Genomic DNA, 26,941 nt, shown 5'->3' with positions numbered 1-26,941 from the left:
ATATCAATGCAAAACTGTGGTTTTTGCTTATTCTGTAGCGAAATTGCACGATCATGTCGTTATATACGTATTTATACAGCGTAAGTGTGCTTGGCATTATCGCCATTTACACGCTAGTATCGGCATAACCACTACGTACTCAAAGTATGATGAGTATAAACACTCTAGCCTCTGCACCTGGGTCAAATGATACGGTGCTTTGGCCGTGGCAATGCTCGAACGAGATTGTCACCAGGGCGCAGGAAGAAATGACTGCGTCTCCCGTATTTGGAAAGGTGTACATGGGCTCTCAACTTACCGATGCTTTCGCGCGTAAGTTTTACTACTTACGTTTGTCGATTACCGATGTGTGTAACTTTCGTTGCACCTACTGCCTGCCGGATGGCTATAAGCCCGGCGGGGTCACCAATAACGGCTTTTTGACCGTTGATGAAATTCGCCGCGTCACCCGTGCGTTCGCCAGTCTGGGGACGGAAAAAGTGCGCCTGACAGGGGGCGAACCATCATTACGTCGCGATTTTACCGACATTATTGCCGCTGTGCGTGAAAACGACGCTATCCGTCAGATTGCGGTAACGACCAATGGTTATCGTCTGGCGCGCGATGCCGCCGCCTGGCGCGATGCCGGGTTGACGGCACTCAACGTCAGCGTCGACAGTCTCGATGCCCGTCAGTTTCACGCCATTACCGGGCAGGACAAATTTCAGCAGGTGATGGCGGGCATTGACGCCGCCTTTGCAGCCGGTTTTGAAAAAGTCAAAGTCAACACTGTGTTGATGCGCGATGTAAACCATCATCAACTGGACACCTTCCTGGCGTGGATCCAACCTCGCCCTATTCAACTGCGTTTTATTGAACTGATGGAAACGGGGGAGGGCAGTTCACTTTTCCGTAAGCATCATATCTCAGGGCAAGTACTGCGCGATGAGCTTCTGCGTCGAGGATGGATCCACCAGCAACGCCTGCGCAGCGACGGTCCGGCTCAGGTTTTCTGCCATCCTGATTATGCTGGCGAAATTGGTCTGATCATGCCTTATGAGAAAGACTTTTGCGCCACCTGTAATCGTCTGCGCGTTTCCTCTGTCGGCAAGCTTCATCTGTGTTTATTTGGTGAAGGCGGCGTAAGCCTGCGTGACTTGCTGGAAGATGACGCTCAGCAATCCGCGCTGGAAGAACGCATTTCTACCGCGCTGCTGGAGAAAAAGCAGACCCATTTCCTGCATCAGAACAATACCGGTATTACGCAAAACTTATCTTACATTGGCGGCTGATCGCTAAAAGGAGTTTCCATGAGTCAGGTAAGCGCTGAATTTATCCCGACACGCATTGCTATTCTTACTGTTTCCAACCGTCGCGGCGAAGAGGATGACACCTCCGGTCACTACCTGCGTGACTCGGCGCAGGAAGCGGGCCATCAGATTGTTGACAAGGCGATTGTCAAAGAGAACCGTTATGCCATCCGTGCCCAGGTTTCCGCCTGGATTGCCAGTGACGATGTGCAGGTTGTGCTTATTACCGGCGGCACCGGACTGACCGAAGGTGACCAGGCGCCGGAAGCGTTGCAACCACTGTTCGACAGAGAAGTTGAAGGTTTTGGCGAAGTATTCCGTATGCTCTCGTTTGAAGAGATCGGCACCGCGACGCTGCAATCCCGGGCAATTGCCGGGGTTGCGAATAAAACGCTGATTTTCGCCATGCCGGGGTCGACCAAAGCGTGCCGTACCGCCTGGGAAAATATCATTGCACCTCAGCTTGATGCCCGTACGCGTCCGTGTAATTTCCACCCACATTTGAAGAAATAAGTATGTCGCAACTGACTCATATTAACGCCGCTGGCGAAGCCCACATGGTGGATGTCTCTGGCAAAGCAGAAACGGTACGCGAGGCGCGTGCTGAAGCATTCGTGACGATGCGCAGCGAAACGCTGGCGATGATTATCGATGGTAGCCACCATAAAGGCGACGTTTTCGCCACGGCGCGCATTGCCGGTATTCAGGCGGCCAAACGAACCTGGGATCTTATCCCGCTGTGTCATCCGCTGATGCTGAGTAAGGTCGAAGTCAACCTGCATGCCGAACCGGAACACCATCGTGTACGCATTGAGACGCTGTGTCGCCTGAGCGGGAAAACCGGTGTGGAAATGGAAGCGTTAACGGCGGCCTCCGTGGCGGCGTTGACCATCTACGACATGTGCAAAGCGGTGCAAAAGGACATGGTGATTGGTCCGGTGCGCCTGCTGGCAAAAAGCGGCGGCAAGTCGGGAGATTTTAAGGTGGATGTGCATGATTAAGGTTCTTTTCTTTGCCCAGGTCCGTGAACTGGTCAACACGGATGCTTTAGAGGTCACCGCTGAATTTCCAACGGTCGAAGCGCTGCGCCAGCATCTGGCGGCGCAAGGCGATCGTTGGGCGCTGGCGCTGGAGGACGGCAAGCTGCTGGCGGCGGTGAACCAGACGCTGGTCAGTTTTGACCATCCCCTTAATGCAGGTGATGAAGTGGCTTTCTTCCCACCGGTAACCGGAGGTTAAGATGGCTGAGACGCGAATTGTTGTTGGGCATGCGCCGTTCAGCGTTGGGGAAGAGTATCCCTGGCTTGCCGAGCGTGATGAAGACGGCGCCGTAGTGACCTTCACCGGTAAAGTGCGTAACCACAACCTCGGCGACAGTGTGCAGGCATTAACGCTGGAACACTATCCCGGCATGACCGAAAAAGCGCTGGCGGAGATTGTCGACGAGGCGCGTACGCGCTGGCCGCTGGGACGGGTGACGGTGATTCATCGCATCGGCGCGCTGTGGCCCGGCGATGAAATCGTTTTTGTTGGCGTGACCAGCGCGCATCGTAGTAGCGCGTTTGATGCCGGGCAGTTCATTATGGATTATCTGAAAACTCGCGCACCGTTCTGGAAGCGCGAGGCCACGCCGGAAGGTGAACGTTGGGTGGATGCCCGTGACAGCGATAAGCTAGCAGCAAAACGCTGGTAGAGTACAATTGTTATAGGCTCATACTGATTCAGGAGATTGTCATGGACCGATTCCCACGATCCGATTCTATTGTGCAGGCGCGTTCCGGCCTGCAAACGTATATGGCGCAGGTTTATGGCTGGATGACCTGCGGGTTGTTGCTGACGGCGTTTATCGCCTGGTATGCGGCAAATACGCCCGCGGTGATGATGTTTGTCTTCTCCAGTAAAATCACCTTCTTTGGCCTGATTATCGCCCAACTGGCGCTGGTGTTCGTTTTGTCCGGCATGGTGCAAAAGCTGAGCGCCGGTGTGGCAACCACGCTGTTTATGCTCTATTCGGCGTTAACCGGGTTAACGCTGTCGAGCATCTTCATCGTCTATACCTACTCGTCTATCGCCAGTACCTTTGTGGTCACCGGCGGGATGTTTGGCATCATGAGCCTGTACGGTTATACCACTAAGCGCGATCTCAGCGGTTTCGGCAATATGCTGTTTATGGCGCTAATCGGTATTGTGCTGGCTTCGCTGGTTAACTTCTGGCTGAAGAGCGAAGCGTTGATGTGGGCGGTAACCTACATTGGGGTGATTGTGTTTGTCGGTCTGACTGCCTATGACACGCAGAAGCTGAAAAACATCGGTGAGCAGATCGATCTGCGTGACAGTTCTAATCTGCGCAAATACGCGATTCTTGGCGCACTAACGCTGTATCTGGACTTTATCAACCTGTTCCTGATGCTGCTGCGTATCTTCGGCAATCGTCGTTAATTGTCTGTTGCCGGATGGCGCTGCGCTTATCCGGCCTACAGTTGTATCGAAAGTAGGCCGGATAAGGCGTTAAGCCGCATCCGGCAAATCATTTCGCCATTGCCTTCTCGTTTTTCGCCCGCAGCTTTTTCGCCCGACTTTCCAGCAACAGGTAGCAAATAAGCGCCAGCAGCAACGGAATAAAATAATAGAGGACGCGATACGCAAGCAGGGCGGCGATAATCTTGCCTTGAGAAGTATCTTCTCCCGCCAGCAACGCCATAAAAACCGCCTCCAGCACACCGATCCCCGCCGGAATATGTACGATAACCCCGGCAATACTGCTCACCAGTAGCACGCCCAGCACGAAGAAATAGTTGATATCCTGACCCAGCAACAGCCAGATAATGGCTCCCATCACCATCCAGTTGGTACTGGATATCACCATTTGCGCGATGGCAAATTTCCAGGAAGGCAGCACCAGCTTTTGGCCCCTGATGGTGATGTGGCGATGTTTCGCGAAGGCGCAAAACCACAGATAAACGACAATAATCAGTAGCAGCGCAATGCCTAAAATGCGCAGCGTACCTTCATCGATATACCAATGCGCGGGCAGCTCGACCACGCCAAAGGTAAAAATAAAGCCGCCCAGCAGAATATAGCCCAGCCAGTTGGTGGTAATACTCAGTGAAAAAATCCGCGTAATAGTGCTCCCCGGCAAGCCGAGGCGCGAGTAGAGCCGATAACGCATCCCAATACCGCCCACCCAGGTGCTTAACGTCAGGTTGAAGGCGTAACAGATAAACGACACCAGCATGACCTGGCGTTTTGCCAACTTGTGCCCACAGTAATGTCGGCCGAGCAGGTCATAGCAGCCGTAGAGTAAATAACTGACGATTACCAGCCCCACGGCGCTGAGCAGGGCAGTCCGATTGTAATCCCGGATTACCGTCCAGACCTCTTCCCAATTGACCTTGCTGGCATAAATGACCAGCAACACGATGACGGCAATGAAAAATAGCCATGTGAGTATTTTTTTCGCTAACCGCCAGCGCGGATGTGCTTTGGCCATCAGGATTTTCCTCCGACATCCTCAGTTTGAATGCGATCCTGCGTTTCCATGGCAGGCTGTGCGGGCGGTTCTACCTCGGTCAGATGTGGTGTATGTGCGGGAAGCCAGCCGACCAGCGCCGGGAAATGGCGTAAAAAGTGGAACGCCAGCACGCTTTTGGTCAGGTTCCACCAGGTGCGTTTGGGCAGCATGGATTCATCAACCCGCTTGCAGTCCTGCGCAATAATCGGGTTCAGGTTATCGCGCAGAGTCTGGTTAAACGCACGGTCATGAATAATGAGATTCGCTTCCAGATTCAGCGACAGGCTGAGCGGGTCAAGATTGCTGGAACCTACCGTCGCCCAATGATCGTCCATCAGCGCTACCTTGCCATGCAGAGGTTTACGGCGATATTCATAGACATGGACGCCGCCTTTTACCAGATAGTTGTACAGCAGACGGGCACCCACTTTCACAATCGGCATATCCGGTTCACCCTGCACAATGAGTTTTACCCGAACGCCGCGTCGGGCCGCTTTACGCAGGGCATGCAGAAAGCGATAACCGGGAAAGAAGTAGGCATTGGCAATGATCACTTCCCGTCTGGCCTGGGTAAGCATTTTCAAATAATGGCGTTCAATATCATCACGATGTTCTTCGTTGTCGCGCCAGACAAATAGTACCTGCGCTTCGCCAGGCCGATGATTTTCGACTGCGCGATGATGACGTCGCCACCAGCGACGTACGGCGCTCTGGCCCGGCAGATTTTCCAGTACGAATGTCAGGATGTCGGCCACGATGGGGCCTTCAACGCGTACGGCGTAATCCTGCTTGGCCTCAGGGCCGTAATCCGACATATGTTCAGCGGAATAATTGATGCCGCCGACGAAAGCAACGCGGTCATCAATGACCACAATTTTGCGATGCATACGGCGAAAGAGATTGGTGCGCATGCCGAACAGACGCGGGCGCGGATCGTAATAGCGGAAAACAATGCCGGCTGCGGTTAGCTCATTAACGAAACTGTCGCTGAGGTCCGGCGAGCCATAGCCATCCAGCAGCACTTCCGCTTTAACACCGCGACGTGCTGCACTCAGCAGCGCGGCATGCAGCTGTTTTCCGACCGCATCTTCAAACCAGATGAAGGTCTCGAGGATAATTTTTTGCTGCGCCTGTTCAATGGCGTCAAACACGGCGGGGTAGTACTGATCGCCGTTTTCCAGCAGTTGAATTTGATTGCCTTCACGCCAGCCAAATTTCATAAATGAATCTCCGCACTCAGAGGGGCATGATCGGACAAATGTCGCCAGTGACGCAGCGCCAGCGTCGTTGGGGTACTGGCATTCGCGTTTTTCACATAGATCCTGTCGAGACGCAGCAGGGGAAACTGCACCGGAAACGTCCGCGCCGGGCGACCGTGGGCGCGGGTAAAGATCTCGTCAAGATCGGCATTGGCTTTCAACGGATGATTAGCTTTTTGTCGCCAATCGTTGAAATCACCGGCGACCACGACGGGCTCACCCTCAGGTAAGGCATTCACCCACTCTGCCAGCATAGCGAGTTGGGCCTGACGGTGGGCTTCACGCAAACCGAGATGGACACACATCACGTGAACCGGGTGGGAGAGCATCGGCGGCACGATGCGGCAGTACAGAACCCCGCGTTTTTCACTCGCGCCGACCGACACATCGCGATTTTCATAATGTTCAATAGGATAGCGCGACAGCACCGCGTTACCGTGATGCCCCTGCGGATACACGGCGTTACGTCCATAAGCGAAGTCGCTCCACATGGTATCCGCCAGAAATTCGTAGTGCGTGGTGTCCGGCCAGTTTTCCACATGCAGAGGATGCACCTCGTGCGCGCCCATGACCTCTTGCAGGCACACAATATCCGCACCGACCGTTCTGACGGCATCTCGCAGCTCAGGCAAAATAAAACGCCGATTGAAGGCGGTAAATCCTTTATGAGTATTAATGGTGAGCACATTGAATGAAAACCGTTCTGTTTGTCTGGCCATGATTCTCCCGTTGGCGTCACTTTCCTGATTAAAATAGTGTAGTCGTCGTCACAAAAAGATGCGGTGTTGCGGAATTTTCCGTAAAGTCCGGTACTCTGAACAATTAGTCGAAAATCCTTCAGGAGAAAAGCCATGAGGTGGCAACAACGTGTTCGTGTCGCAACGGGTCTAAGTTGCTGGCAGATTGTGTTGCATTTACTGGTAGTGGCATTGCTGGTAATGGGCTGGATGAGCGGCACGCTGGTGCACGTCGGCCTGGGATTATGCGTCGTTTACGGCGTAACGGTTTTATTAATGCTGGCCTTACAACGTCACCATGAACAGCGCTGGCGCGACGTGGCGGATGTGCTGGAAGAACTCACTACGACGTGGTATTTCGGTGCCGCGATGATTGTACTGTGGCTGCTGTCGCGCGTGCTGCAAAACAACGTCTTGCTGGCTCTGGCGGGGCTGGTGATCCTTGCCGGACCCGCCGTGGTGTCGCTGCTGGCGAAAGACAAAAAGCTACATCACCTTGCGTCGAAACATCGCATACGCCGCTGAGCCGGTTGTGGCCGCGATCACCAACAGCGGCCACAAACTTCCCCAGACAATCTTCAGACTCGCATCCTTCAGGTAAATCTGTTTCGTGATGTCCGTAAAATGGCGGATCGGGTTTATCCACGTCAGATTCTGTAACCATACCGGCATATTTTCGACCGGCGAGACGTAGCCTGAGAGCAATATCGCCGGCATCATAAAGACAAATACGCCGATAAACGCCTGCTGCTGGGTGGCGCACAGCGATGAAATCAGCAGACCAAAACCGACCAGCGACAGCCCATAAATCACCATCGTGAAATAGAACAGCCCCAGTGAACCGGCAAACGGAATGTGATAAGCCCAGATGCCGATCGCCAGCACAATGGTGGCCTGAAAAGTGGCCACAATCAGCGCGGGCACTGCCTTGCCGATGAAAATCTGCCAGGTGGTGAGCGGGGAGACCAGCAGTTGATCGAGCGTGCCCTGTTCGCGCTCGCGGGCCACCGACAGCGAGGTGACGATCATCACGCCGATGGTGGTGATCATGGCGATCAGCGACGGAACCACGAACCATTTGTAGTCCAGATTCGGGTTATACCAGTTACGCACCACCAGTTCGCTGTTGTTCGGTTTTGGCTTACCGTCCATCAGCTCCTGCTGGTACTCCTTCACGATCTGCTGCAGGTAATTGGCGGCAATTTGCGCGCTGTTCGAGTTACGTCCATCGAGGATAATTTGCATGGGCGCTTGCTGGAAGGTATCCAGATTCCGCGAAAAATTGGCCGGGAAGCGCACCAGCAGCAGCGCTTTTTGCGTGTCGATGGTGGGCTGGATCTCCTGTGGGCTTTTCAGTAACAGGACATGCGTAAAGGCGCTGGCGCGGGCGAAGCGCTGGGTAAGCTCCACCGAGTGTTTGCCATTGTCTTCGTTATAGATAGCGATAGTGGCGTTGGTCACTTCCAGCGTCGCGGCGAACGGGAACAGAATGACCTGAATCAGCACCGGTAAAATCAGAATGGCTCGCGTCTGCGGCTCGCGTAATAGCGATTGCAGCTCTTTACGAATTAATGTCCATAAGCGATGAAACATGCCCGTCCCCTTAATCCAGCCGACGTTTGGTTTTAAGCCACGTCAGGCCAATAAACATTACCGCCGAAGCGATTAAAAACAGCACGTTGATAATCAGCACCACCGGAATGTTGCCCGCCAAAAAAAGGCTTTGCAGGGTGCTGACGAAATAGCGCGCCGGAATAATGTAAGTCACCGCGCGGATAATCGCCGGCATGCTGTCTATCTGGAAGATAAACCCCGACAACATAATCGAGGGCAGGAAAGCGGCGTTCAGCGCAACCTGCGCGGCGTTAAATTGATTACGGGTGATGGTGGAGATAAGCAGGCCCATGCCGAGCGTACTGAGCAGGAACAGGCTGGTGATAAAAAACAGGATTAACAACGAGCCGCGATAGGGCACGCCAAGAATAAACACCGACACCAGCATACACAGCAGCATCGCCAGCATGCCTAAAAAGTAATAGGGGATCAGTTTGCACAGCAGCAGCTCGACGCGGGTAACTTCGGTAGACAACAGCGCTTCCATGGTGCCGCGCTCCCATTCACGCGCCACCACTAACGAGGTGAGGATCGCGCCAATCACCGTCATGATGATGGTTACCGCCCCGGGAATTATAAAGTGCTGGCTGATAGCCGCCGGGTTAAACCAGTAGCGGGTCTGCACATCGATTAACGGCTTAAATGATTCCCCGCGATCCTCAGCCCGCTGTTGCTGCCAAATCTGCCAGATGCCTTCGACATAACCCTGCACAAAGTTGGCGGTATTCGGTTCGCTGCCGTCAGTGATCACCTGAATAGGGGCTGTGTCGCCAGGTCGCGCCATTTGTTGGGCAAAATCTACCGGGATCACCACCAGCCCGCGAATGCGTCCGGCCTGCATTTTCTCAATCAATTCCTGACGGTTATCGCTGATGGTGGCGTCAATGTACGGCGAACCGGTCATGGTGTGGGTGAAATCCAGCGCCTCTTCGCTCTGCTGTTCGAGCAAAATTCCCACTCGCAGCTTGCTGGAGTCGAGGTTGATCCCGTAGCCGAAGATAAACAGCAGCAACAACGGGATCACCACCGCAATCAGCCAACTGCTGGGATCGCGGACGATCTGGCGCGTCTCTTTTACGCACAGCGCGCGTACGCGTCGCCATGAGAGCGCGGAGTTACTCATGCGTATGCTCCTTATCCCAGTCATTGATGAGCGTAATAAACGCCTGCTCCATGGTGGGGTCCGGCGTGTCGTTATCGGCAGCCTTTGCTTTCAGGTCGTCCGGCGTGCCGCTGGCGATCAGTTTGCCGCGATACACCAGTCCGATGCGATCGCAATATTCCGCCTCATCCATAAAGTGGGTCGTCACCATTACCGTGACGCCTTTTTCCACCATGCTGTTGATATGCAACCAGAATTCTCGACGAGTAAGGGGATCAACCCCGGAAGTGGGTTCATCGAGAAACAGGATATCTGGCTCATGCATCAGCGAGCAGGCCAGCGCCAGACGTTGTTTAAAGCCCAGCGGTAGCTCGTCGGTAGCGTGGGAGGCGATGCTTTTCAGGCCAAATGCCTCACTCATGCGATCGATCTTCTCTTTCTGCGTCCGACCGCGCAGGCCGTAGACGCCGGAGAAAAAACGCAGATTCTGTTCAACCGTCAGGTTGCCGTACAGGGAGAATTTCTGCGCCATATAGCCCAGATGCTGACGCGCTTTGCCGGAGCTAACCTTGAGATCCATATCCAGCACCAGCGCTTTGCCGGAGGTAGGAACCAGCAGACCGCACATCATTTTAAAGGTGGTGGATTTCCCGGCGCCGTTGGGGCCTAACAGGCCAAAAATCTCGCCGCGCTGCACGGCAAAGTCTACATGGTCGGTAGCGGCAAAATCGCCAAACTTTTTGGTCAACGCTTTGGCTTCGATCACCGTTTCGCCAGGCGTGCCTTCCACGGTATGCAGGATGGCGCCCAGCGGTGACTCTGATGTTCCGGCCCCGCCGAGTAAATCGATAAAAGCATCCTCGAAACGGGGAGCGGTTTCGTTGATGATTATCTCCGGCATACCGTTCGCGTCTTGAATCTGCTGGGCCGTAGCCTCTTTTTTCAGGATCAAACGGACGGATTTCCCCTGAATCATCCCGTCGCTGACCTGCGGCAGTTTTAACACGCGTTGCAACAGTCGGCGGTTATTTTCCTGCGGGCTGCTCATTAAAAAGCTGCGTCCGGCCATCGTCTGCGTAAGCTGGGTCGGATCGCCCTGATACAGCAATTCGCCTTCATTCATCAGCAGCACATCACGACACTGTTCGGCTTCATCCAGATAGGAGGTACTCCAGAGGATCAGCATCCCGTCGCCCGCCAGTTCATGGACCATTTGCCACAACTCGCGGCGGGATATCGGGTCGACGCCCACGCCGGGCTCATCCAGCAGCAACACTTTAGGCTCGCCCACCAGCGTACAGGCAAGCCCGAGCTTCTGTTTCATGCCTCCGGAAAGCTTGCCTGCCAGTCGTCCGGTAAACGGACCCAGCGAGGTAAATTCCAGTAACCGGGCAAAGGTTTTTTCTCGCACGTCGCCGGTGACGCTGCGCAAATCGGCATAGAGATTGAGGTTCTCCATGACCGTCAAATCTTCGTACAGGCCAAATTTCTGCGGCATATAACCCAGCACGGCGTGCAGGGCGCTGTCGTCTTTGATGGGATCAAAGCCAATTACCGCAGCACTTCCGGCGTCGGGTTTTAACAAACCCGCCAGCATCCGCATCAGCGTGGTTTTGCCCGCGCCGTCCGGCCCGACAAGCCCGGTCACGTAGCCGGCATGAACGGTACAGTCGAGCGGGGCGACGGCCGGTTTTTCCATTCCGGCAAAGTTTTTCGTCAACCCATTCAGCGTAATGACGGCGTCAGTCATGCCGTGCCTCATCACCAAACTTTATTGTTACCGGCATCCCCTGGCGCAGCGCATTGTCTGCGTCGGTCACCACAATGCGCAGACGATAAACCAGGTCGGTGCGCAGGTCAGGGGTCTCGACCGTTTTCGGGGTAAACTCGGCGGTAGGCGACACGAAGCCAATTTTACCGTGATAAGGCTTGTCCGGGCGGCCATCGGTGTAGAGCAGGATTTCGCGTCCTGGCTGCGCCTGGCTTAGATTTCGTTCGTCAACGTAGGCGCGAATCCAGACCGGACGCGTGAGTGATAGCGTCAGTACCGTGCCGCCTTCGTTCAGCATGCTACCCGGTTCAACCGCCCGGGTGAGAATCGTGCCGTCAGACGGAGAGGTTAACGTGGTGTCATGCAAATTCAGTTCAGCCTGCGCCAGCTCAGCTTGTGCTTGTTCGAGCGTGGCTTTCGCCTGCTCAATATCCTGCACACGATTACCGCTGCGATACTGGGCGAGTTTATCCTGCGCGGATTTCAGTGAGGCCAGCGCCTGGTCACGTGATGAACGGGCGTTTTCCAGATCGTTAGCGGAAATGGTGCGGCTTTTCCACAGTCCTACCTGTCGATTGTAGAAATTCTGCGCATAATCATAGGCGGCCTGCGCCTGTTTGACCGCCGCTGCGGTTTGCGCAATCTCTTCTTCACGATAACCGGCCAGCATCAGATCGTACTGTGCCTGGGCGGCGGCAACATTCGCTTTTGCCTGCATTAGCGCGTTTTCATACGGCGCGTGGTCCAGTTCTCCCAGCACCTGACCGGCGGTAATGGCGTCGCCTTCGTCAACCGCCAGCGAGGCCAGCCTGCCGCCGACGCGAAAACTCAGATTGACGCTACGGATATCGACGTTGCCGTAGAGCGTCAGACCGTTATCTTGCCGACTTTGATACCACCACGTTCCACCAGCAATCACGGCAACGAGGGCCGCGATAACCAGCCCGAGAACGACAGGTTTTTTCATGACTCCAGACTCCTTTGCGTTAAACCTTGCAGAATAAGATCGATGTGACAGGTAACGGTGTGCTCAATCAGCGCGGTTTTATCCTCATCAAATTGTGACCAGCCCGTACGCAACAGAATAGTTTCTTTCCCCAGACGAAAGGCCAGCACCTCGCCGAGTATGGCGTGGGTGTGCAGAATCATTTGGGTGTCGTTGGCATCGCGACCAGTATAGGCAGCAATCAGGCGCGTCAGGTGGGTATGCAGCGGATTGATAACCTGGTCGTGTACCAGTTGATAAGCCGCGGTGGGTGAAAGCTGTTCGCGTGAGATAAACTTGCTCAGGTTAACGGTGTCGTCCTGGGTTAACAGCATGATCATATTTTTACAGGCGCGCAGGATAAGTTCGCGCATCGCGCCACGATCGGGCTCCGGCTGAGTAAACAGACGCTCGGCTTCTTCCGCATGCGGGCGAAACTGTGAACCAATAAAATCGGCAATCCACTGGGCGCAGGCGAGGTATAAATCCTCTTTTGAGCCAAAATAGTAGGTGATGGCCGCAATGTTTTGTCCGGCCTGCGCGGCGATATCGCGCGTTGTGGCGTGCAGACCATACTCGCCAAACTGCGCCAGCGCGGCGGCAATGAGCTGGTTTTTCGCCTGTTCGCCTTTGGTTGTCATGGTGGGTGTATTCATTGCGCGGCTCTGATCTTAATCAATCGATTGATTAAGATTATGACTGATGTGCAACCTTGTCCAGTCCGCGAGGTTAATTTCTGTTGAAGGGATAATTTATGCGGTACATCACAAAAACTGCTACACTCCGCCCCTTCATGACATTGTGGTTTTTGTCATCTCTATTGTGTGTATCTCCCTGAAAACGACACCGGTAACGGTCAGGGCGGTTCGGAGTTGTTATGTCTTTTGATTCCCTTGGTTTGAACCCTGAGATTTTACGTGCCGTTGCCGAGCAGGGTTACCGTGAACCTACCCCTATTCAGCAGCAGGCGATCCCCGCCGTGCTGGAAGGCCGCGATCTGATGGCCAGCGCCCAGACCGGTACGGGGAAAACAGCAGGCTTTACCCTGCCGTTGTTGCAGCATCTTGTGACTCATCAGCCGCATGGTAAAAGCCGTCGTCCGGTTCGTGCGCTGATCCTCACGCCGACTCGCGAGCTGGCGGCCCAGATTGGCGAAAACGTACGTGATTACAGTAAGTATCTCAATATTCGCTCGCTGGTGGTTTTCGGCGGTGTCAGCATTAACCCACAGATGATGAAGCTGCGTGGCGGCGTAGATGTGCTGATTGCCACCCCGGGTCGTTTGCTCGATCTGGAACACCAGAATGCGGTGAAACTGGATCAGGTAGAGATCCTGGTGCTGGATGAAGCTGACCGCATGCTGGATATGGGCTTTATTCATGACATTCGTCGCGTTCTGGCGAAACTGCCGGCAAAACGCCAGAACCTGCTGTTCTCGGCAACGTTCTCTGACGATATTAAATCGCTGGCCGAAAAGCTGCTGCATAACCCGCTGGAAATCGAAGTGGCGCGTCGTAATACCGCGTCTGAGCAGGTGACTCAGCATGTGCATTTCGTGGATAAAAAACGCAAACGTGAACTGTTGTCGCAGATGATTGGTCAGGGCAACTGGCAGCAGGTGCTGGTGTTTACCCGTACCAAACACGGTGCAAACCATCTGGCGGAACAACTGAATAAAGACGGCATTCGCAGCGCGGCGATCCACGGTAACAAATCTCAGGGGGCGCGTACGCGTGCGCTGGCCGATTTTAAATCCGGTGATATTCGCGTGCTGGTGGCGACCGATATTGCCGCGCGCGGGCTGGATATTGAAGAGCTGCCGCACGTGGTGAACTACGAGTTGCCAAACGTCCCGGAAGATTACGTGCACCGTATTGGTCGTACCGGCCGCGCGGCCGCCACCGGCGAAGCGTTGTCTCTGGTGTGCGTCGATGAACACAAACTGTTGCGTGATATCGAGAAGCTGCTGAAAAAAGAGATCCCACGTATTGCAACGCCAGGCTACGAGCCAGACCCGTCTATCAAAGCTGAGCCGATTCAGAACGGTCGCCAGCAGCGTGGCGGCGGTCGCGGCCAGGGCGGAGCAGGACGTGGCCAGCAGCCGCGTCGTCAGGATGGCGGCGCGCCGAAAGGGAAACCGCGTAGCGGCGAAGGCAAACCGGCAGGCGATAAGCCTCGTCCACCGCGCCGTCCGCGCAGACCGTCTTCAGCGCAGTAATTGCGAGCCCGGCCGAAAGGTCGGGCTTTTCTTTTTGCGACACGTTTCAGAAAGTGCCACAATAGTGGCTGTTTATACAGTATTTCAGGTTTTCTCATGGCACTTACGGCTGCGCTGAAAGCGCAAATTGCCGCCTGGTACAAGGCGCTTCAGGAACAGATCCCCGACTTTATCCCCCGCGCACCGCAGCGGCAGATGATTGCTGACGTTGCGAAAACGCTCTCCGGGGAAGAAGGGCGGCATCTGGCGATTGAAGCGCCGACAGGGGTGGGGAAAACCCTGTCCTATTTAATTCCGGGAATCGCCATTGCCCGGGAAGAACAAAAAACGCTGGTGGTGAGTACCGCCAACGTCGCCTTGCAGGATCAGATCTACAGCAAAGATCTGCCGTTACTGCGCAAAATTATTCCTGACCTGCGTTTCACCGCCGCGTTCGGTCGTGGGCGCTATGTCTGCCCACGTAACTTAGCGGCGCTTGCCAGTACCGAACCTAATCAGCAGGATCTGCTGGCTTTTCTCGACGATGACCTGACGCCAAATAACCAGGAAGAGCAAAAGCGCTGCGCCAGGCTGAAAGGCGACCTCGACACCTATAAATGGGACGGGCTGCGCGATCACACGGATATCGCTATTGATGACGGACTCTGGCAACGCCTGAGCACCGATAAGGCCAGCTGTCTGAATCGTAATTGTCACTATTATCGTGAATGTCCTTTTTTTGTCGCCCGCCGTGAGATTCAGGAAGCCGAAGTGGTGGTTGCCAACCATGCGCTGGTGATGGCCGCCATGGAAAGTGAAGCTGTTTTGCCGGAGCCGAAAAACCTGCTGCTGGTGCTTGATGAAGGACACCACTTGCCGGACGTTGCGCGCGATGCGCTGGAGATGAGTGCGGAAATCAGCGCCCCCTGGTATCGACTGCAGTTGGATCTGTTTTGTAAGTTAGTGGCTACCTGCCTTGAGCAGTTTCGCCCCAAAACCACGCCGCCGTTGGCAAATGCCGAGCGTCTGAACGGCCACTGCGAAGAACTGTATGAACTGATTTCTTCACTTAACAATATTCTTAATCTGTATATGCCTGCCACCCAGGAAGCAGAACACCGTTTTGCGATGGGTGAACTGCCAGCGGAAGTAATGGAGATATGTCAGCGCCTGGCGAAGCTCACAGAAATGCTGCGCGGTCTGGCTGAACTGTTCCTCAACGATCTCAGCGAAAAAACCGGCACTCACGATATTGTGCGTCTGCATCGGGTTATTTTGCAGATGAACCGGGCGCTGGGTATGTTCGAAGCGCAAAGCAAGCTGTGGCGGCTGGCCTCGCTGGCGCAGTCGTCAGGCGCTCCGGTGAGTAAATGGGCGACGCGTGAAGTGCGTGACGGGCAGATCCACGTCTGGTTCCACTGCGTGGGGATCCGCGTGAGCGATCAACTGGAAAGACTGCTGTGGCGCAGCGTACCACATATTATCGTTACCTCCGCCACGCTGCGCTCGCTCAACAGCTTTTCGCGTCTACAGGAGATGAGCGGCCTCAAAGAAAAGGCCGGTGACCGCTTCGTCGCGCTGGATTCTCCGTTTAATCATGTTGAGCAAGGCAAAATTGTTATTCCTCAGATGCGCTACGAACCGTTGATAGAGAACGAAGAGCAGCATATTGCGGAAATGGCTGCCTATTTCCGCGAACAGCTGGAAAGCAAAAAGCATCAGGGCATGCTGGTGCTGTTTGCCAGCGGTCGGGCGATGCAGCGTTTTCTTGAGCACGTCGCCGATCTACGTCTGCTGTTGCTGGTCCAGGGCGATCAGCCGCGCTATCGTCTGGTGGAGCTACACCGCAAACGGGTACAAAACGGTGAGCGTAGCGTGCTGGTGGGTCTGCAATCTTTTGCCGAAGGTCTGGATTTGAAAGGCGACCTGCTGACGCAGGTGCATATTCATAAAATCGCCTTTCCGCCAATCGACAGCCCGGTAGTGATCACCGAGGGTGAGTGGCTGAAAAGCCTGAATCGTTATCCTTTCGAAGTACAGAGTTTACCGGCCGCATCGTTTAATTTAATCCAGCAGGTCGGGCGACTCATCCGTAGCCACGGCTGCTGGGGGGAAGTGGTTATTTATGACAAGCGTTTATTGACCAAAAACTACGGCAAGCGTTTACTGAATGCGTTACCCATATTTCCGATAGAGCAACCTGCTGTGCCAGACGTTATAGTAAAACCAAAAGAAAAAGCGAAACCCACGCGCCGCCGCAGGCGTTAACGATGTGAGCAACAGCAAGGAGTTATCGATGGATTACCGCAAAATCATCAAAGAGATTGGGCGAGGGAAAAATCACGCGCGTGACCTGGATAAGGATACTGCTCGCGGACTGTATACCCATATGCTGAACGGCGATGTACCGGAGCTTGAGATGGGCGGCGTACTGATTGCGCTACGTATTAAAGGCGAGGGGGAAGCGGAGATGCTGGGCTTTTACGAAGCGATGCAGAACCATACTATTCGCTTGACGCCGCCGGTTGCTAAACCCATGCCCATTGTTATTCCCAGCTATAATGGCGCACGCAAGCAGGCGAATCTGACTCCGTTGCTGGCAATTTTACTGCACAAGCTGGGCTTCCCGGTAGTGGTGCACGGCGTCAGTGAAGATCCAACCCGCGTGCTGACAGAAACCATTTTCGAACTGATGGGCATTACGCCAACGCGGCATGCGGGGCAGGCACAGGCAAAACTCGATGGTCATGAGCCGGTGTTTATCCCGGTGAGCGCGCTGTGTCCTCCGCTGGAGAAACAGCTGGCGATGCGCTGGAGAATGGGCGTGCGTAACAGCGCGCATACGCTGGCTAAACTCGCCACGCCGTTTGCTGAAGATGCCGCGCTGCGTCTTGCCAGCGTGTCGCATCCGGAATATGTATCGCGCGTGGCGAAATTCTTTAGCGACATCGGTGGCCGTGGCCTGTTGATGCACGGTACAGAAGGCGAGGTGTATGCCAACCCGCAGCGCTGTCCGCAGATAAGCCTGATCGATTCATCCGCTGTGCGAGTGTTGCAGGAGCGTCAGAGTGAGATGCCCGACGAGCCGGTACCGCTGCCAGTGGCAAAAGATCCGGAAACTACCGCGCGCTGGATTGAACGTTGTCTGGCCGGTAGCGAGCCTGTTCCGGCCTCGTTGAAAATTCAGATGGCCTGCTGTCTGGTCGCAACCGGCGAATCTTCCTCGCTGGCTGAAGGCCTTGCTCGCGTCGGGCAAAGCTTCTAATTTTCTTGTTCCCCCCGACAGGTCATTTACCAGGCCTGTCGGTTCATCCTTTGCATCAACGTGAAATTTCTGCACGTTTATTGATCTCCTGACTGCTGTGGCGCAGCATAGTTTGTTGAAAAATAAGAAACACAACAAACACGCGACACAACAGGAGATAACAATGAACAGTGGACATCGCTTCCATGTGCCAACGCTGCACGCCTTTATTCAGGCCGTTTTTCACCAGATGGGGAGTAACGAGCAGGAAGCGCGGCTGGTGGCCGATCATCTGATTGCCTCTAACCTCGCCGGGCACGACTCCCACGGCATCGGCATGATCCCAAGCTATATTCGCTCCTTCTCGCAGGGACATCTGCAGATCAACCGTCATGCCAAAGTGGTTAAAGATGCGGGGGCGGTGATTACGCTTGATGGCGATTGCGCATTTGGTCAGGTGGCGGCGCACGAGGCAATGACGCTTGGGATTGAAAAAGCGCGCCAGTACGGTATCGCCGCCGTGGCGTTACACAATTCGCACCATATCGGACGTATTGGTTACTGGGCGGAACAATGTGCGGCGGCAGGTTTTGTCTCGGTACACTTTGTGAATGTGGTGGGCATCCCGATGGTCGCGCCGTTCCACGGCCGCGATAGCCGTTTTGGCACCAACCCTTTCTGCGTCGTTTTTCCGCGTAAAGATACTTTCCCGTTGTTGTTGGACTATGCAACCAGCGCCATCGCTTTTGGCAAAACCCGCGTGGCATGGCATAAGGGGGAACCGGTGGCTCCGGGATGTCTTATTGATGCCGAAGGAGCGCCGACAACCGATCCTGCTGTGATGCAGGTCTCTCCGCTGGGGTCGTTGCTGACCTTCGCTCAACACAAGGGTTATGCGTTGGCGGCGATGTGCGAAATTATGGGCGGCGCGCTTTCTGGTGGTAAAACCACACATGAGGAGAGCCTGCAGACCAGTGCGGACGCCATCATTAACTGTATGACCACCCTTATTATTAATCCGGAACTGTTCGGCGCGCCGGATTGCGATAACCAGGTCGCGGCATTTACTGAGTGGGTAAAAGCGTCCCCACATGCCGATGACGCCCCGATCCTGTTGCCTGGTGAGTGGGAGGTGAATACTCGTGATGAAAGGCTGGAACAAGGTATTCCGCTGGATGCCGGAAGCTGGCAGGCAATCTGCGAGGCGGCGTTGCAAATAGGGATGCCCGACACCGTGTTACAGGAATTCCGTGAACGGCTGAAACACCAGGCAAAAAAAAGCCCGTCCAGTGGCGGACGGGCAAACAAAGGGTAACAAACAGGGTCAATGAGGGTTGGAGCATTGGGTCGTACAGGTAATCTTTCGGTTATTTATAGATAACCGCGGTGCCGCTCATTTTGTCGTTGCCGACAGCGGAGGTGATGTTGTAGCCCGTTGCGCCGGCAGCGGCGGCTTTCTCAGCCAGTTTTGCTTCCAGACCATCCAGCGTGGTGGCGCCATCAGCAGATACCACACCAATTTTATTCATGCTTTGTGCCTGAGTGGAGGAAACTGGCTCGGCAGCGAAAACGCCAAATGACAGGGTAGAAAGGGCGATGGCGGCAACGGCAAATTTAATATTTTTCATGATTAATCTCTCGCAGGTTTGTTCTGTTAGTCAGTGTTCTGGTAAGAAGACGTTGTTTCGTCGATGTGAGAAGTATCACGTTTTTTTATGCGAGAGAAAATCGAATAGAATTGACGGCGTCAATCAAAAAAATTGAATGACAAATAACATATTGAATATTAATAAATTCGAAAGAGGGGTTTACAGTTCTTGTCACTGCGCTTTACAGTGAAAGCGACAACGGCACATTTTGCTACACAGCATGCGAAAAAGCGTGCTCGTAAAGGAAATTATCTGCGCTGAAACGTTTGGTAAAGATAAGTCAACGTAACTGGCTGTCTTTCGAACCTCTGCGATTATATCCTGAAAATGCTGAGTTATGTGAATCTTTATCCTGCTGACAGGCTATGCATAAGCGTACGCCTGGCACTGCCTCACGTCTGGCCTGCGGGATAGGATTACCGCACTCTTCGCATTCATACAGACTTTCCCCGGTCGGTAATTCACCACGGGCACGGGCAACAGCATCTTCAATAGTATTGTTGATCTGCTCGTTAACTGCGTCGTCATTTGCCCATCCGGATGCCATATGTACCTCCTGTTATTGTCTACAGAATTAGTATAGCGAATATGATGGCTGAGAAACGACCCCACATCAGCGGTATCAGATTTCAGACCATTCGCGCAGGAAACTGCATTCGGGATGAATGCAGTTGGGCTGAAGTGGAGGGGTTACTTATAGATAGTGGCGCTACCGTACATCTGGTTTTTACCGCCCGCAGAGTTAACGACAAAGCCTTTTGCGCCTAGTTCTTTTGCTTTCTCTGCCAGCTTGTCTTCGAGATCGCTCAGGTTAGTGGCGCCGGTAGCGAATACTGTACCTGAGGCCTGGAGCTGACCGGTTGCTGGGCTGGTGTTGGGCTGTGCGGCAAAGGACGCGAACGTCATACCGGTTAGTACGGTAGCGGCAAGTAATGTGAGGCATTTCTTCATGGTGATATCCTCTGAGAAACAACAGGTGGTGCCTGATAAGTTTAGGCCGCCAGCGGAAGACATTAACCGCAAAAAACTGGTGATAACATGTCTGTTTTTTGAACAATCGGTAAGGCAACGTACAGGCATAAAAAATCAAATATCCTTGTTGTGTGTGTTTACCGCGTGGCGTTATGCGGGTATCTTACGCCGCTGTTAAAAGGAGAATGCTATGTCCCCCCAGAAACCGGGATTACACCCGCGTAACCGCCACAATGGCCGTTATGATCTTGCGACTTTATGCCAGGTTACACCCGAGTTGACGCAATTTCTCACCCTCACGCCCGGCGGCGAGCAGAGCGTTAACTTCGCCAATCCGCAGGCAGTGAAGGCGCTCAATAAAGCACTGCTGGCGCATTTTTATGCGGTGAAAAACTGGGATATTCCAGACGGTTTTCTGTGTCCGCCAGTTCCTGGTCGTGCGGACTACATTCACCATCTGGCCGACCTGTTAGGTGAAACGACAGGAACTATTCCGGTAAATGCGAGCGTGCTGGATGTAGGGGTTGGGGCAAACTGCATTTATCCGCTGATTGGCGTGCATGAATACGGCTGGCGATTCACCGGTAGCGAAACCAGTAGCGAAGCGTTTAACAGCGCTCAGGCGATTGTTAACGCCAATCCGGGGTTGACTCGCGCAATTCGTTTGCGCCGGCAAAAAGATGCAGCGTCAATCTTCAACGGTATCATTCATAAAAATGAGCAGTATGAAGCCACAGTATGTAACCCGCCATTCCATGATTCTGCGGCCTCAGCCCGCGCCGGAAGCGAACGTAAGCGTCGTAATCTGGGTCAGGACAAAGATGATGCGCTGAACTTTGGCGGACAGCAGCAGGAGCTGTGGTGTGAAGGCGGCGAAGTGGCGTTCATCAAGAAAATGATCGCCGAAAGCCAGGCCTTTGGCCGTCAGGTGATGTGGTTTACCACGCTGGTTTCGCGCGGTGAGAATTTACCTCCGCTGTATCACGCATTAACGGATGCGGGCGCGGTGAAAGTGGTTAAGAAAGAGATGGCCCAGGGGCAAAAGCAGAGCCGCTTTATTGCCTGGACCTTTATGGATAACGATCAGCGTCGTCGTTTTATGGCGCGTAAACGCTAGAGCGTTGGCTCCCCTGGCGGCAGTTGTTCGCTTGCCGCCGACGGAGGGCCATTCACCGGTGCAGGCAAGACCTGATACGTCTGTACCGGGGCGCGTACGTTGGCCAGATCGAAGTGTTTTTTCACCTGGCTGTCGAGCGCGAAACGTACCGTCCACTGTTTCAGCGGCAGGGTCGTAAATGAGACCCGTAGCGTGAAAGCCGTATTGGTTAACCCCACGATCCCGGCAAACGACGGCTCGCCGATAATAAGCCCGCGAATATCGTCCTTTTCCATCAGCTCAGCGACAGCGTCTTTCAACGCCTGATTGGCTTTATCCGCATCTTCATGACGGTCGACATCGTAATTGGCGACGACTGAGCCAATGCCACGCACAAAGTTGGCGAAGGTGGTTATCGATGACCAGGGAATGATATGGTACGCCCCGGTATCCTGACGCACCCCCACAGAACGAATGGACATCCTTTCAACCGTACCGGTGAGTGGACCGATAGTGACTAAATCCCCGGTGTTCATACCATTTTCGAACTGAATGAAGATCCCGGTGATAATGTCTTTTACCAGCGTTTGCGAGCCGAAAGAGATCGCCAGCCCCAGCGCCCCGGCCCCGGCCAGCAAGGGGGCGATATTGACGCCAATTTCGGACAGCACAATCATGATAGTAATAGTGCTGATAATCACCGCCAGCGCATTGCGGAACAGCGTTAACAGCGTGCGGGTACGGGCACTGGGCAATGGGCGACCGTGAATATCGGAAGCCAGACGATTTTCAATCAGGCTGGCAAGGATCGTCCAGCCAATGGCTGAGAAGAAAAGAATCAGCGCGATACGAATCAGGATATCCACCGTTTTCTCTCCGGCGCCGTAATGCAGCCAGTTCCAGAAGTCGAACAATCCCCAGGCATTGAGCAGCAGCATCACCGCGACGCACACCGTCAGGATCCGGGCCACGCTTAACGCCGTCGACAGCCAGCCATTCAGCCGTTTTTGTAATTCCGGGTAGCTGCGCTGGGTATGTGGCGACAGGGTAATCGTTTTGGCTATCCAACGCGAAAGCATGCCGGAAACAAAGGCGGCAATGCCGATAATCACCAGGCTGCGTAACGTTGCGCCCATCATAAATTTCAGACTGTTGCCAGGGTCAAACAGCGAAAAGAAAAACAGCACAATGAAGTAAGCGCTGGCCAGCCAATGCCATACCAGCGCGAAGGCGCGGATGAACAGGCTGAAAAAGGCTAGCGATCTTTCCGCCAGATTGAGCAAATGCTGCGTGATCTCTTTCTTATTTCTGAAAATCAGATACAGCGCCCATAGCGTGATACACAGCATGATGATGACGTTTGCCATCGCACCGACCTGCACGTTAACCTGATTTGAGATAATAGGAACGGCAACAATCAGTCCGTAACCAATCAGGCTGCTTAATGAACTCAAACGGCGATTCCAGTAGCGCGCGCCGTCATCCTGAATGTTAAACGGGCGTAGCTCCGCTACGGTCGGGCAAAATATCAGACGTAAAATCGCCTTGAAGAACTCAATCAACGCAAAGGCATTGAGGAACAGACTTTGCTGGAAAGCGATGGTGCGGCTCCCGGCGTTCATTCGATCGCTCAGAATCTGCCCTATAAATAACGTCAGCGCCAGCAGTAATAAATCGATAATAAATGCGCCGACGATCATTGCCGGAAGCTGTAGCCAGTTGCTGCGTTCACGGTTTTTCCGTCGCGCCCATTGCCCCATTTTGCGATACAGCGGCAGCGCGCACAGGCGGATCAGCCAGTAAAACCCAAACACTGACGCTGCCAGCATTAAAAAATGGGTCAGGGCATTGGTGAAGGTTTGCGGGTTAAAGGTTTTATGCGGGGCGTCGGTGATGTTGCGGTAAAGCTGGGCAAAGCGGTCGGAAAGAACTTCACTATAGTGACGACTGACATCTGTCACGTTTTCCAACACCGTTTTTTCTTCAGTTAGCGTGGGGGGGACAATCACCGGCACGGGTTCGGGAGGAGGCGTTGCCGCGACTTTGCGCAATTGACCAATCAACTCCTGGCGCGATGCTTCATTGTCCAGTACGTCAGCCAGCGCGGCGTAAGCGGCTTTCTTTTGCTCAACATCAGGCTCTTTTGCAGGGGTGGCTTGCGGGTCGGCTGAAGTCGAGGTTGTGACGCCGGGTATCGTCACCGCGTGAGACGGTATGCTCAGCAGACAAAAGAAGACCAACAGGATCCAGCGCATGACTCCTCCCATGAGAAAATAAATTCAAAAGGATAAGTATAGATGCCAGAGCGTAAGAGAATGGAAATGAGAGGATTCTGGTGAAAACCTCCCTTCGGGCGAAGGGAGGTCAATGCATCAGGAGACGTGCTGCAAGAACTCCTGTAAACGCTGGCTAGGGGGATTTTCAATCAGGGCTTGCGGATTACCGTCTTCGGCAATACGTCCCTTATCAATGAAAATCAGACGTGAGGCCACTTTTTCGGCAAAGCCGATTTCGTGGGTCACAATCACCATGGTCATTCCTTCTTCCGCCAGATCCTGCATGACTTTCAGAACTTCGTGACGCAGTTCAGGGTCAAGCGCCGAGGTTGGCTCATCAAACAGCATCATTTTCGGCTTCACTGCCAGTGCACGGGCGATAGCCACACGCTGTTGTTGACCGCCGGACAGTTCAGAAGGGTAGTGATGCGCGCGCTCGGCCAGGCCGACCTTCGCCAGCAATTCTTTCGCCAACATCTCTGCCTGTTCTTTATTCGCCCCGCGTACGCGCTGCGGTCCAAACATGACGTTTTCCAGCGCCGTCAGGTGGGGGAACAGGTAGAACTGCTGAAACACCATCCCGGCTTCCTGGCGAATTAACCGCTCATCGACCTTGGGATCGTTGACTTTCAGACCGTCGACGATCAGATCGCCAGAGGTTATCTCTTCCAGCTTGTTAATGCAGCGCAGCAGAGTAGATTTACCGGAACCGGACGGCCCGATGATGACCACGACTTCGCCCTGCTTAATGTTCAGATCAATATTGTGCAGCACCTGGGTAGGACCAAAGTGCTTAGAAACATTTTTAAATTCAATCACAGGATTTTCATCCTTCTTTCCAGACGACGCAGAATGAAGCTCAGCACCAGTGTAATGATCAGATAGAACACCGCAACGGCGCTCCAGATTTCCAGTGCGCGGAAGTTACCGGCAATGATTTCCTGGCCCTGGCGGGTCAGTTCAGCGACGCCAATGACGATAAACAGCGAGGTATCTTTAATGCTGATGATCCACTGGTTGCCCAGCGGCGGCAGCATACGACGCAGCGCAAGAGGCAAAATAACGTGACGGATAGTCTCTGTACGTGAAAGTCCAAGCGCCAGTCCGGCTTCACTGAATCCTTTATGGATTGAGAGCACCGCACCGCGGGTGATTTCCGCAATATAGGCACCGGAGTTGATCATAATGGTGACAACGGCGGCGCTAAAGGGGTCAATACGTAAATCGTTAAACGCCATTGGTAGAGCAAAGTAGATAAACATCACTTGCACAACGATTGGTGTACCGCGAATGACTTCGATAAACACCAGCGCTACGTGGTTGGCTATCCAACCGCCGAAAGTACGCGCAAACCCTGCTGCAAGCCCGATTACCAGGCCGCCAGCCAGACCGAGGATCGAGATCCATAAGGTCATTTTGGCGCCTTCAATCAAAAGCGGGATGGCGGGCCAGATGGCACTCCAGTCAAACTGCATATGTCGTTCCTGTTACCGTGGTGTAAATATTCAAATGCCCGTTTTGCCAGATACGCTGTGCTTATCCGGTTACAGGTCTCAAAAATCCTGGGAAAGACCCGGTATGCATCGCGCCACCGGGCATCACTGCCAGTTATTATTTAGGTTCAGTACCGAACCATTTTTTGTAGATCTCGTTATAAGTGCCGTTCTCTTTCAGCGTTTTCAGCGCGCCGTTCACTTTCTCACGCAGGTCATTGCTGCCTTTCGGGAAGGCGATACCGTACTGCTGAGCTTCCAGCGAGTCACCTACGGCTTTGAACTGGCCGTTACCCGCGGTTTTGATGAAATAAAGAATATTTGGCGTGTCATGCAGCACGGCGTCTGCGCGGTTGGTGCCCAGTTCCATATAGGCGTTATCGATATTTGGGAACTGACGCAGGTCTTTGGTTTTGATGTTAGCTTTTGCGTAATCAACGGAACCGGTGCCGCTCTTCACAGCAACGACTTTACCGTCCAGGTCTTTCACGCTTTTAACGTCGTTATTATTCGCTTTGACCATCACTAACAGACCGCTTTTGTAGTAGCCGTCAGAGAAGTCGATCGCTTTTTTACGCTCGTCGGTGATGGTGATACCCGCCAGTGCCAGGTCGACGTTTTTGGTTTGCAGAGCAGGGATGATGCCGCTGAAATCCATTGGTTTCAGTTCATAATCCAGCTTCAATTCTTTGGCGACGGCAGCCCACAGATCCACATCAAATCCAACGTATTTGTCACCCTGTTTGAATTCAAATGGAACAAACGCGGTGTCAGTTGCGACAACCAGTTTCTTATCTGCGGCATGGGAGGACACCGCAAAAGCCAGGGTAAGTGCAGCCAGTGAAACTTTTAATACAGACTTCATAGGATTTCCTTTTATATCCACGGGGCGATCCCCTGCGAGAACATATGGCTTAATGAAAAAATCGTGCCACTTTTGCAACTCATTGTTTTAAAAAGAAGGTATTTCTTTTCTCTGCACAATAAGTAGGGCAAAGTGGATAATCTGCACTATTTTGGGGCACTCATTTGGTGCGTACCTGACACGGTGCAAACGGTATGACTATTTAGCGTAAAAATTGTTGATAAAACAATCTTTCGTTAACGATTGTGTGAGGTGATTATTACAATTAATTTACTTTGGGGTGACGAATGATCAATGTTATGCACCATAGATGTGCAAAACCCCCGCCGGAGCGAGGGTTTTATAGGTAATTCTTATGACTACAGTTATTCAATGTTGGCTTCGATAAACCACAGGAATTTGTCGAGATCGCGTGACGCAGCGGTGAAGATATCCGCTGTATCTTCGTCTTTTGCTTCGCTAATGGCTTTACGTACGCTGTTGGCGACCACTGCATAACGATCGGCCAGCTCTTTTAAGTGGTCCTGTACGCTATGGATATCCAGCGGATAGCTTTTCAGCGGCGTTTTGCTGTTAATGACCTGGGTTGTACCCAATGCCACACCGCCTAACTGTACGGCGCGCTCAGCCATGGTATCGAGATGATCGGTCAGGGCAGTACGGAAGCCATCCAGCATTTCATGGACAGCAATAAAGTTCGCGCCGCGCATGTTCCAGTGAGCCTGTTTAGTGATCAACGACAGGTCGATGAACTGGATCACTTGCTGATTCAGCAGTTCTACCGTTGCTTTCTTTTCGCTGTCTGTCACATCGTTGCGAGTATAAACGAGGGCGGATGCTTTTGTTTTTACCAGTTTTGCGGTACTCATATTTTCATATCC

General features: G+C 53.5%; 28 protein-coding genes and 1 riboswitch. Of the genes, 12 read left to right on the top strand and 16 right to left on the bottom strand.

The features are described from left to right. Window positions 1-148: 148 nt before the first annotated feature. Window positions 149-294: riboswitch (molybdenum cofactor riboswitch) on the top strand. The 6 genes from moaA to ICA20_RS16540 all read left to right on the top strand — a co-directional run bounded on the left by moaA (window position 282) and on the right by ICA20_RS16540 (window position 3,728). Next, window positions 282-1,271, top strand: coding sequence for a GTP 3',8-cyclase MoaA (gene moaA / locus ICA20_RS16565; protein WP_038639053.1), 990 nt, complete (start codon window positions 282-284; stop codon window positions 1,269-1,271). (Overlaps the previous riboswitch by 13 nt.) An 18-nt stretch (window positions 1,272-1,289) precedes the next feature. Beyond that, a complete protein-coding gene (moaB, locus tag ICA20_RS16560) occupies window positions 1,290-1,802 on the top strand; it encodes a molybdenum cofactor biosynthesis protein B (protein WP_003035187.1) in 513 nt (170 codons plus the stop codon). A gap of 2 nt (window positions 1,803-1,804) precedes the next feature. Next, window positions 1,805-2,290 (top strand): cyclic pyranopterin monophosphate synthase MoaC, encoded by a 486-nt coding sequence (gene moaC / locus ICA20_RS16555; RefSeq protein WP_038639057.1) that lies wholly within the window; start codon window positions 1,805-1,807, stop codon window positions 2,288-2,290. Beyond that, window positions 2,283-2,528, top strand: coding sequence for a molybdopterin synthase sulfur carrier subunit (gene moaD, locus ICA20_RS16550; protein ID WP_038639062.1), 246 nt, complete (start codon window positions 2,283-2,285; stop codon window positions 2,526-2,528). Before moaC ends, moaD begins: the two co-directional genes overlap by 8 nt. Before the next feature lies 1 nt (window position 2,529). Then, on the top strand, window positions 2,530-2,982 hold the full coding sequence (gene moaE, locus ICA20_RS16545; RefSeq protein WP_038639065.1) for a molybdopterin synthase catalytic subunit MoaE: 453 nt from the start codon (window positions 2,530-2,532) through the stop codon (window positions 2,980-2,982). A 41-nt stretch (window positions 2,983-3,023) separates the two neighbouring features. After that, window positions 3,024-3,728, top strand: coding sequence for a Bax inhibitor-1/YccA family protein (locus ICA20_RS16540; RefSeq protein WP_038639068.1), 705 nt, complete (start codon window positions 3,024-3,026; stop codon window positions 3,726-3,728). 88 nt (window positions 3,729-3,816) lie between these two features. On the opposite strand, the gene ICA20_RS16535 is transcribed toward ICA20_RS16540, so the two are convergent. The 3 genes from ICA20_RS16535 to ICA20_RS16525 are packed head-to-tail and all read right to left on the bottom strand — an operon-like array spanning window position 3,817 to window position 6,778. Continuing rightward, window positions 3,817-4,779, bottom strand: a complete 963-nt coding sequence (locus tag ICA20_RS16535; protein ID WP_038639070.1) for a YbhN family protein — start codon at window positions 4,777-4,779, stop codon at window positions 3,817-3,819. Further along, window positions 4,779-6,020, bottom strand: a complete 1,242-nt coding sequence (gene clsB / locus ICA20_RS16530) for a cardiolipin synthase ClsB (protein ID WP_038639075.1) — start codon at window positions 6,018-6,020, stop codon at window positions 4,779-4,781. Before clsB ends, ICA20_RS16535 begins: the two co-directional genes overlap by 1 nt. Further along, window positions 6,017-6,778: an endonuclease/exonuclease/phosphatase family protein gene (locus ICA20_RS16525; protein WP_038639077.1), complete on the bottom strand. Its 762-nt coding sequence runs from the start codon at window positions 6,776-6,778 to the stop codon at window positions 6,017-6,019. The genes clsB and ICA20_RS16525 overlap by 4 nt, the downstream gene beginning before the upstream one ends. Before the next feature lie 132 nt (window positions 6,779-6,910). Between ICA20_RS16525 and ICA20_RS16520 the strand changes: the two genes are divergently transcribed. Continuing rightward, entirely contained in the window at window positions 6,911-7,321 is a 411-nt protein-coding gene (locus tag ICA20_RS16520; protein WP_006685384.1) for a YbhQ family protein, read from the top strand. Here ICA20_RS16520 and ICA20_RS16515 read toward each other — a convergent pair. Genes ICA20_RS16515 through cecR form a run of 5 tightly spaced genes read right to left on the bottom strand, consistent with a single transcriptional unit; the run spans window position 7,283 to window position 12,924 of the window. Next, window positions 7,283-8,389: an ABC transporter permease gene (locus ICA20_RS16515; RefSeq protein ID WP_003831543.1), complete on the bottom strand. Its 1,107-nt coding sequence runs from the start codon at window positions 8,387-8,389 to the stop codon at window positions 7,283-7,285. The two genes, ICA20_RS16520 and ICA20_RS16515, sit on opposite strands and share 39 nt — an antisense overlap. A 10-nt stretch (window positions 8,390-8,399) precedes the next feature. Next, window positions 8,400-9,533, bottom strand: coding sequence for an ABC transporter permease (locus ICA20_RS16510; RefSeq protein ID WP_038639081.1), 1,134 nt, complete (start codon window positions 9,531-9,533; stop codon window positions 8,400-8,402). After that, window positions 9,526-11,262 carry an ATP-binding cassette domain-containing protein gene (locus ICA20_RS16505; RefSeq protein ID WP_038639084.1) on the bottom strand — a complete coding sequence of 579 codons (1,737 nt, stop codon included), beginning with the start codon at window positions 11,260-11,262 and terminating at the stop codon, window positions 9,526-9,528. Before ICA20_RS16505 ends, ICA20_RS16510 begins: the two co-directional genes overlap by 8 nt. Continuing rightward, window positions 11,255-12,250 (bottom strand): secretion protein HlyD, encoded by a 996-nt coding sequence (hlyD, locus tag ICA20_RS16500; protein WP_038639088.1) that lies wholly within the window; start codon window positions 12,248-12,250, stop codon window positions 11,255-11,257. The genes ICA20_RS16505 and hlyD overlap by 8 nt, the downstream gene beginning before the upstream one ends. Beyond that, window positions 12,247-12,924, bottom strand: coding sequence for a transcriptional regulator CecR (gene cecR / locus ICA20_RS16495; protein ID WP_121528794.1), 678 nt, complete (start codon window positions 12,922-12,924; stop codon window positions 12,247-12,249). The genes hlyD and cecR overlap by 4 nt, the downstream gene beginning before the upstream one ends. 221 nt (window positions 12,925-13,145) lie before the next feature. On the opposite strand from cecR, the gene rhlE reads away from it, so the two are divergent. The 4 genes from rhlE (at window position 13,146) to ICA20_RS16475 (ending at window position 19,024) form a co-directional block, all read left to right on the top strand. Then, on the top strand, window positions 13,146-14,486 hold the full coding sequence (rhlE, locus tag ICA20_RS16490) for an ATP-dependent RNA helicase RhlE (protein WP_038639094.1): 1,341 nt from the start codon (window positions 13,146-13,148) through the stop codon (window positions 14,484-14,486). Window positions 14,487-14,582: 96 nt separating this feature from the next. Further along, window positions 14,583-16,733: an ATP-dependent DNA helicase DinG gene (dinG, locus tag ICA20_RS16485; RefSeq protein WP_038639097.1), complete on the top strand. Its 2,151-nt coding sequence runs from the start codon at window positions 14,583-14,585 to the stop codon at window positions 16,731-16,733. 28 nt (window positions 16,734-16,761) lie between these two features. After that, window positions 16,762-17,730, top strand: coding sequence for a DNA-binding protein YbiB (gene ybiB / locus ICA20_RS16480; RefSeq protein ID WP_038639100.1), 969 nt, complete (start codon window positions 16,762-16,764; stop codon window positions 17,728-17,730). Window positions 17,731-17,893: 163 nt separating this feature from the next. After that, entirely contained in the window at window positions 17,894-19,024 is a 1,131-nt protein-coding gene (locus tag ICA20_RS16475) for a malate/lactate/ureidoglycolate dehydrogenase (RefSeq protein ID WP_051594512.1), read from the top strand. A 52-nt stretch (window positions 19,025-19,076) separates the two neighbouring features. Here ICA20_RS16475 and ybiJ read toward each other — a convergent pair whose 3' ends face one another. The 3 genes from ybiJ to mcbA all read right to left on the bottom strand — a co-directional run bounded on the left by ybiJ (window position 19,077) and on the right by mcbA (window position 20,309). Then, a complete protein-coding gene (gene ybiJ, locus ICA20_RS16470) occupies window positions 19,077-19,337 on the bottom strand; it encodes a DUF1471 family protein YbiJ (protein ID WP_006685371.1) in 261 nt (86 codons plus the stop codon). A 301-nt stretch (window positions 19,338-19,638) separates the two neighbouring features. Continuing rightward, window positions 19,639-19,905, bottom strand: coding sequence for a DksA/TraR family C4-type zinc finger protein (locus ICA20_RS16465; RefSeq protein ID WP_003831562.1), 267 nt, complete (start codon window positions 19,903-19,905; stop codon window positions 19,639-19,641). Window positions 19,906-20,048: 143 nt separating this feature from the next. Further along, window positions 20,049-20,309 (bottom strand): DUF1471 family periplasmic protein McbA, encoded by a 261-nt coding sequence (mcbA, locus tag ICA20_RS16460; RefSeq protein WP_038639101.1) that lies wholly within the window; start codon window positions 20,307-20,309, stop codon window positions 20,049-20,051. Between the two features lie 211 nt (window positions 20,310-20,520). Here mcbA and rlmF point away from each other — a divergent pair, with 211 nt between their 5' ends. Then, window positions 20,521-21,447, top strand: a complete 927-nt coding sequence (rlmF, locus tag ICA20_RS16455) for a 23S rRNA (adenine(1618)-N(6))-methyltransferase RlmF (protein WP_038639107.1) — start codon at window positions 20,521-20,523, stop codon at window positions 21,445-21,447. Here rlmF and ybiO read toward each other — a convergent pair. The 5 genes from ybiO to dps form a co-directional block, all read right to left on the bottom strand. Continuing rightward, the gene (ybiO, locus tag ICA20_RS16450) at window positions 21,444-23,681 is read right to left on the bottom strand and encodes a mechanosensitive channel protein (protein ID WP_038639109.1); all 2,238 of its coding nucleotides are present in this window, start codon (window positions 23,679-23,681) and stop codon (window positions 21,444-21,446) included. The two genes, rlmF and ybiO, sit on opposite strands and share 4 nt — an antisense overlap. Window positions 23,682-23,798: 117 nt before the next feature. Further along, the gene (gene glnQ, locus ICA20_RS16445) at window positions 23,799-24,521 is read right to left on the bottom strand and encodes a glutamine ABC transporter ATP-binding protein GlnQ (RefSeq protein ID WP_038639112.1); all 723 of its coding nucleotides are present in this window, start codon (window positions 24,519-24,521) and stop codon (window positions 23,799-23,801) included. Next, the gene (glnP, locus tag ICA20_RS16440; protein ID WP_006685364.1) at window positions 24,518-25,177 is read right to left on the bottom strand and encodes a glutamine ABC transporter permease GlnP; all 660 of its coding nucleotides are present in this window, start codon (window positions 25,175-25,177) and stop codon (window positions 24,518-24,520) included. The genes glnQ and glnP overlap by 4 nt, the downstream gene beginning before the upstream one ends. Window positions 25,178-25,313: 136 nt before the next feature. Continuing rightward, a complete protein-coding gene (glnH, locus tag ICA20_RS16435) occupies window positions 25,314-26,060 on the bottom strand; it encodes a glutamine ABC transporter substrate-binding protein GlnH (RefSeq protein ID WP_038639115.1) in 747 nt (248 codons plus the stop codon). A gap of 365 nt (window positions 26,061-26,425) precedes the next feature. After that, window positions 26,426-26,929 carry a DNA starvation/stationary phase protection protein Dps gene (gene dps, locus ICA20_RS16430; RefSeq protein WP_038639118.1) on the bottom strand — a complete coding sequence of 168 codons (504 nt, stop codon included), beginning with the start codon at window positions 26,927-26,929 and terminating at the stop codon, window positions 26,426-26,428. Window positions 26,930-26,941 lie beyond the last annotated feature (12 nt).

Source organism: Citrobacter sp. C5_2 (assembly GCF_014596845.2).
GTDB lineage: Bacteria > Pseudomonadota > Gammaproteobacteria > Enterobacterales > Enterobacteriaceae > Citrobacter > Citrobacter werkmanii.
This window is presented reverse-complemented; position numbering and strand designations above follow the sequence as displayed.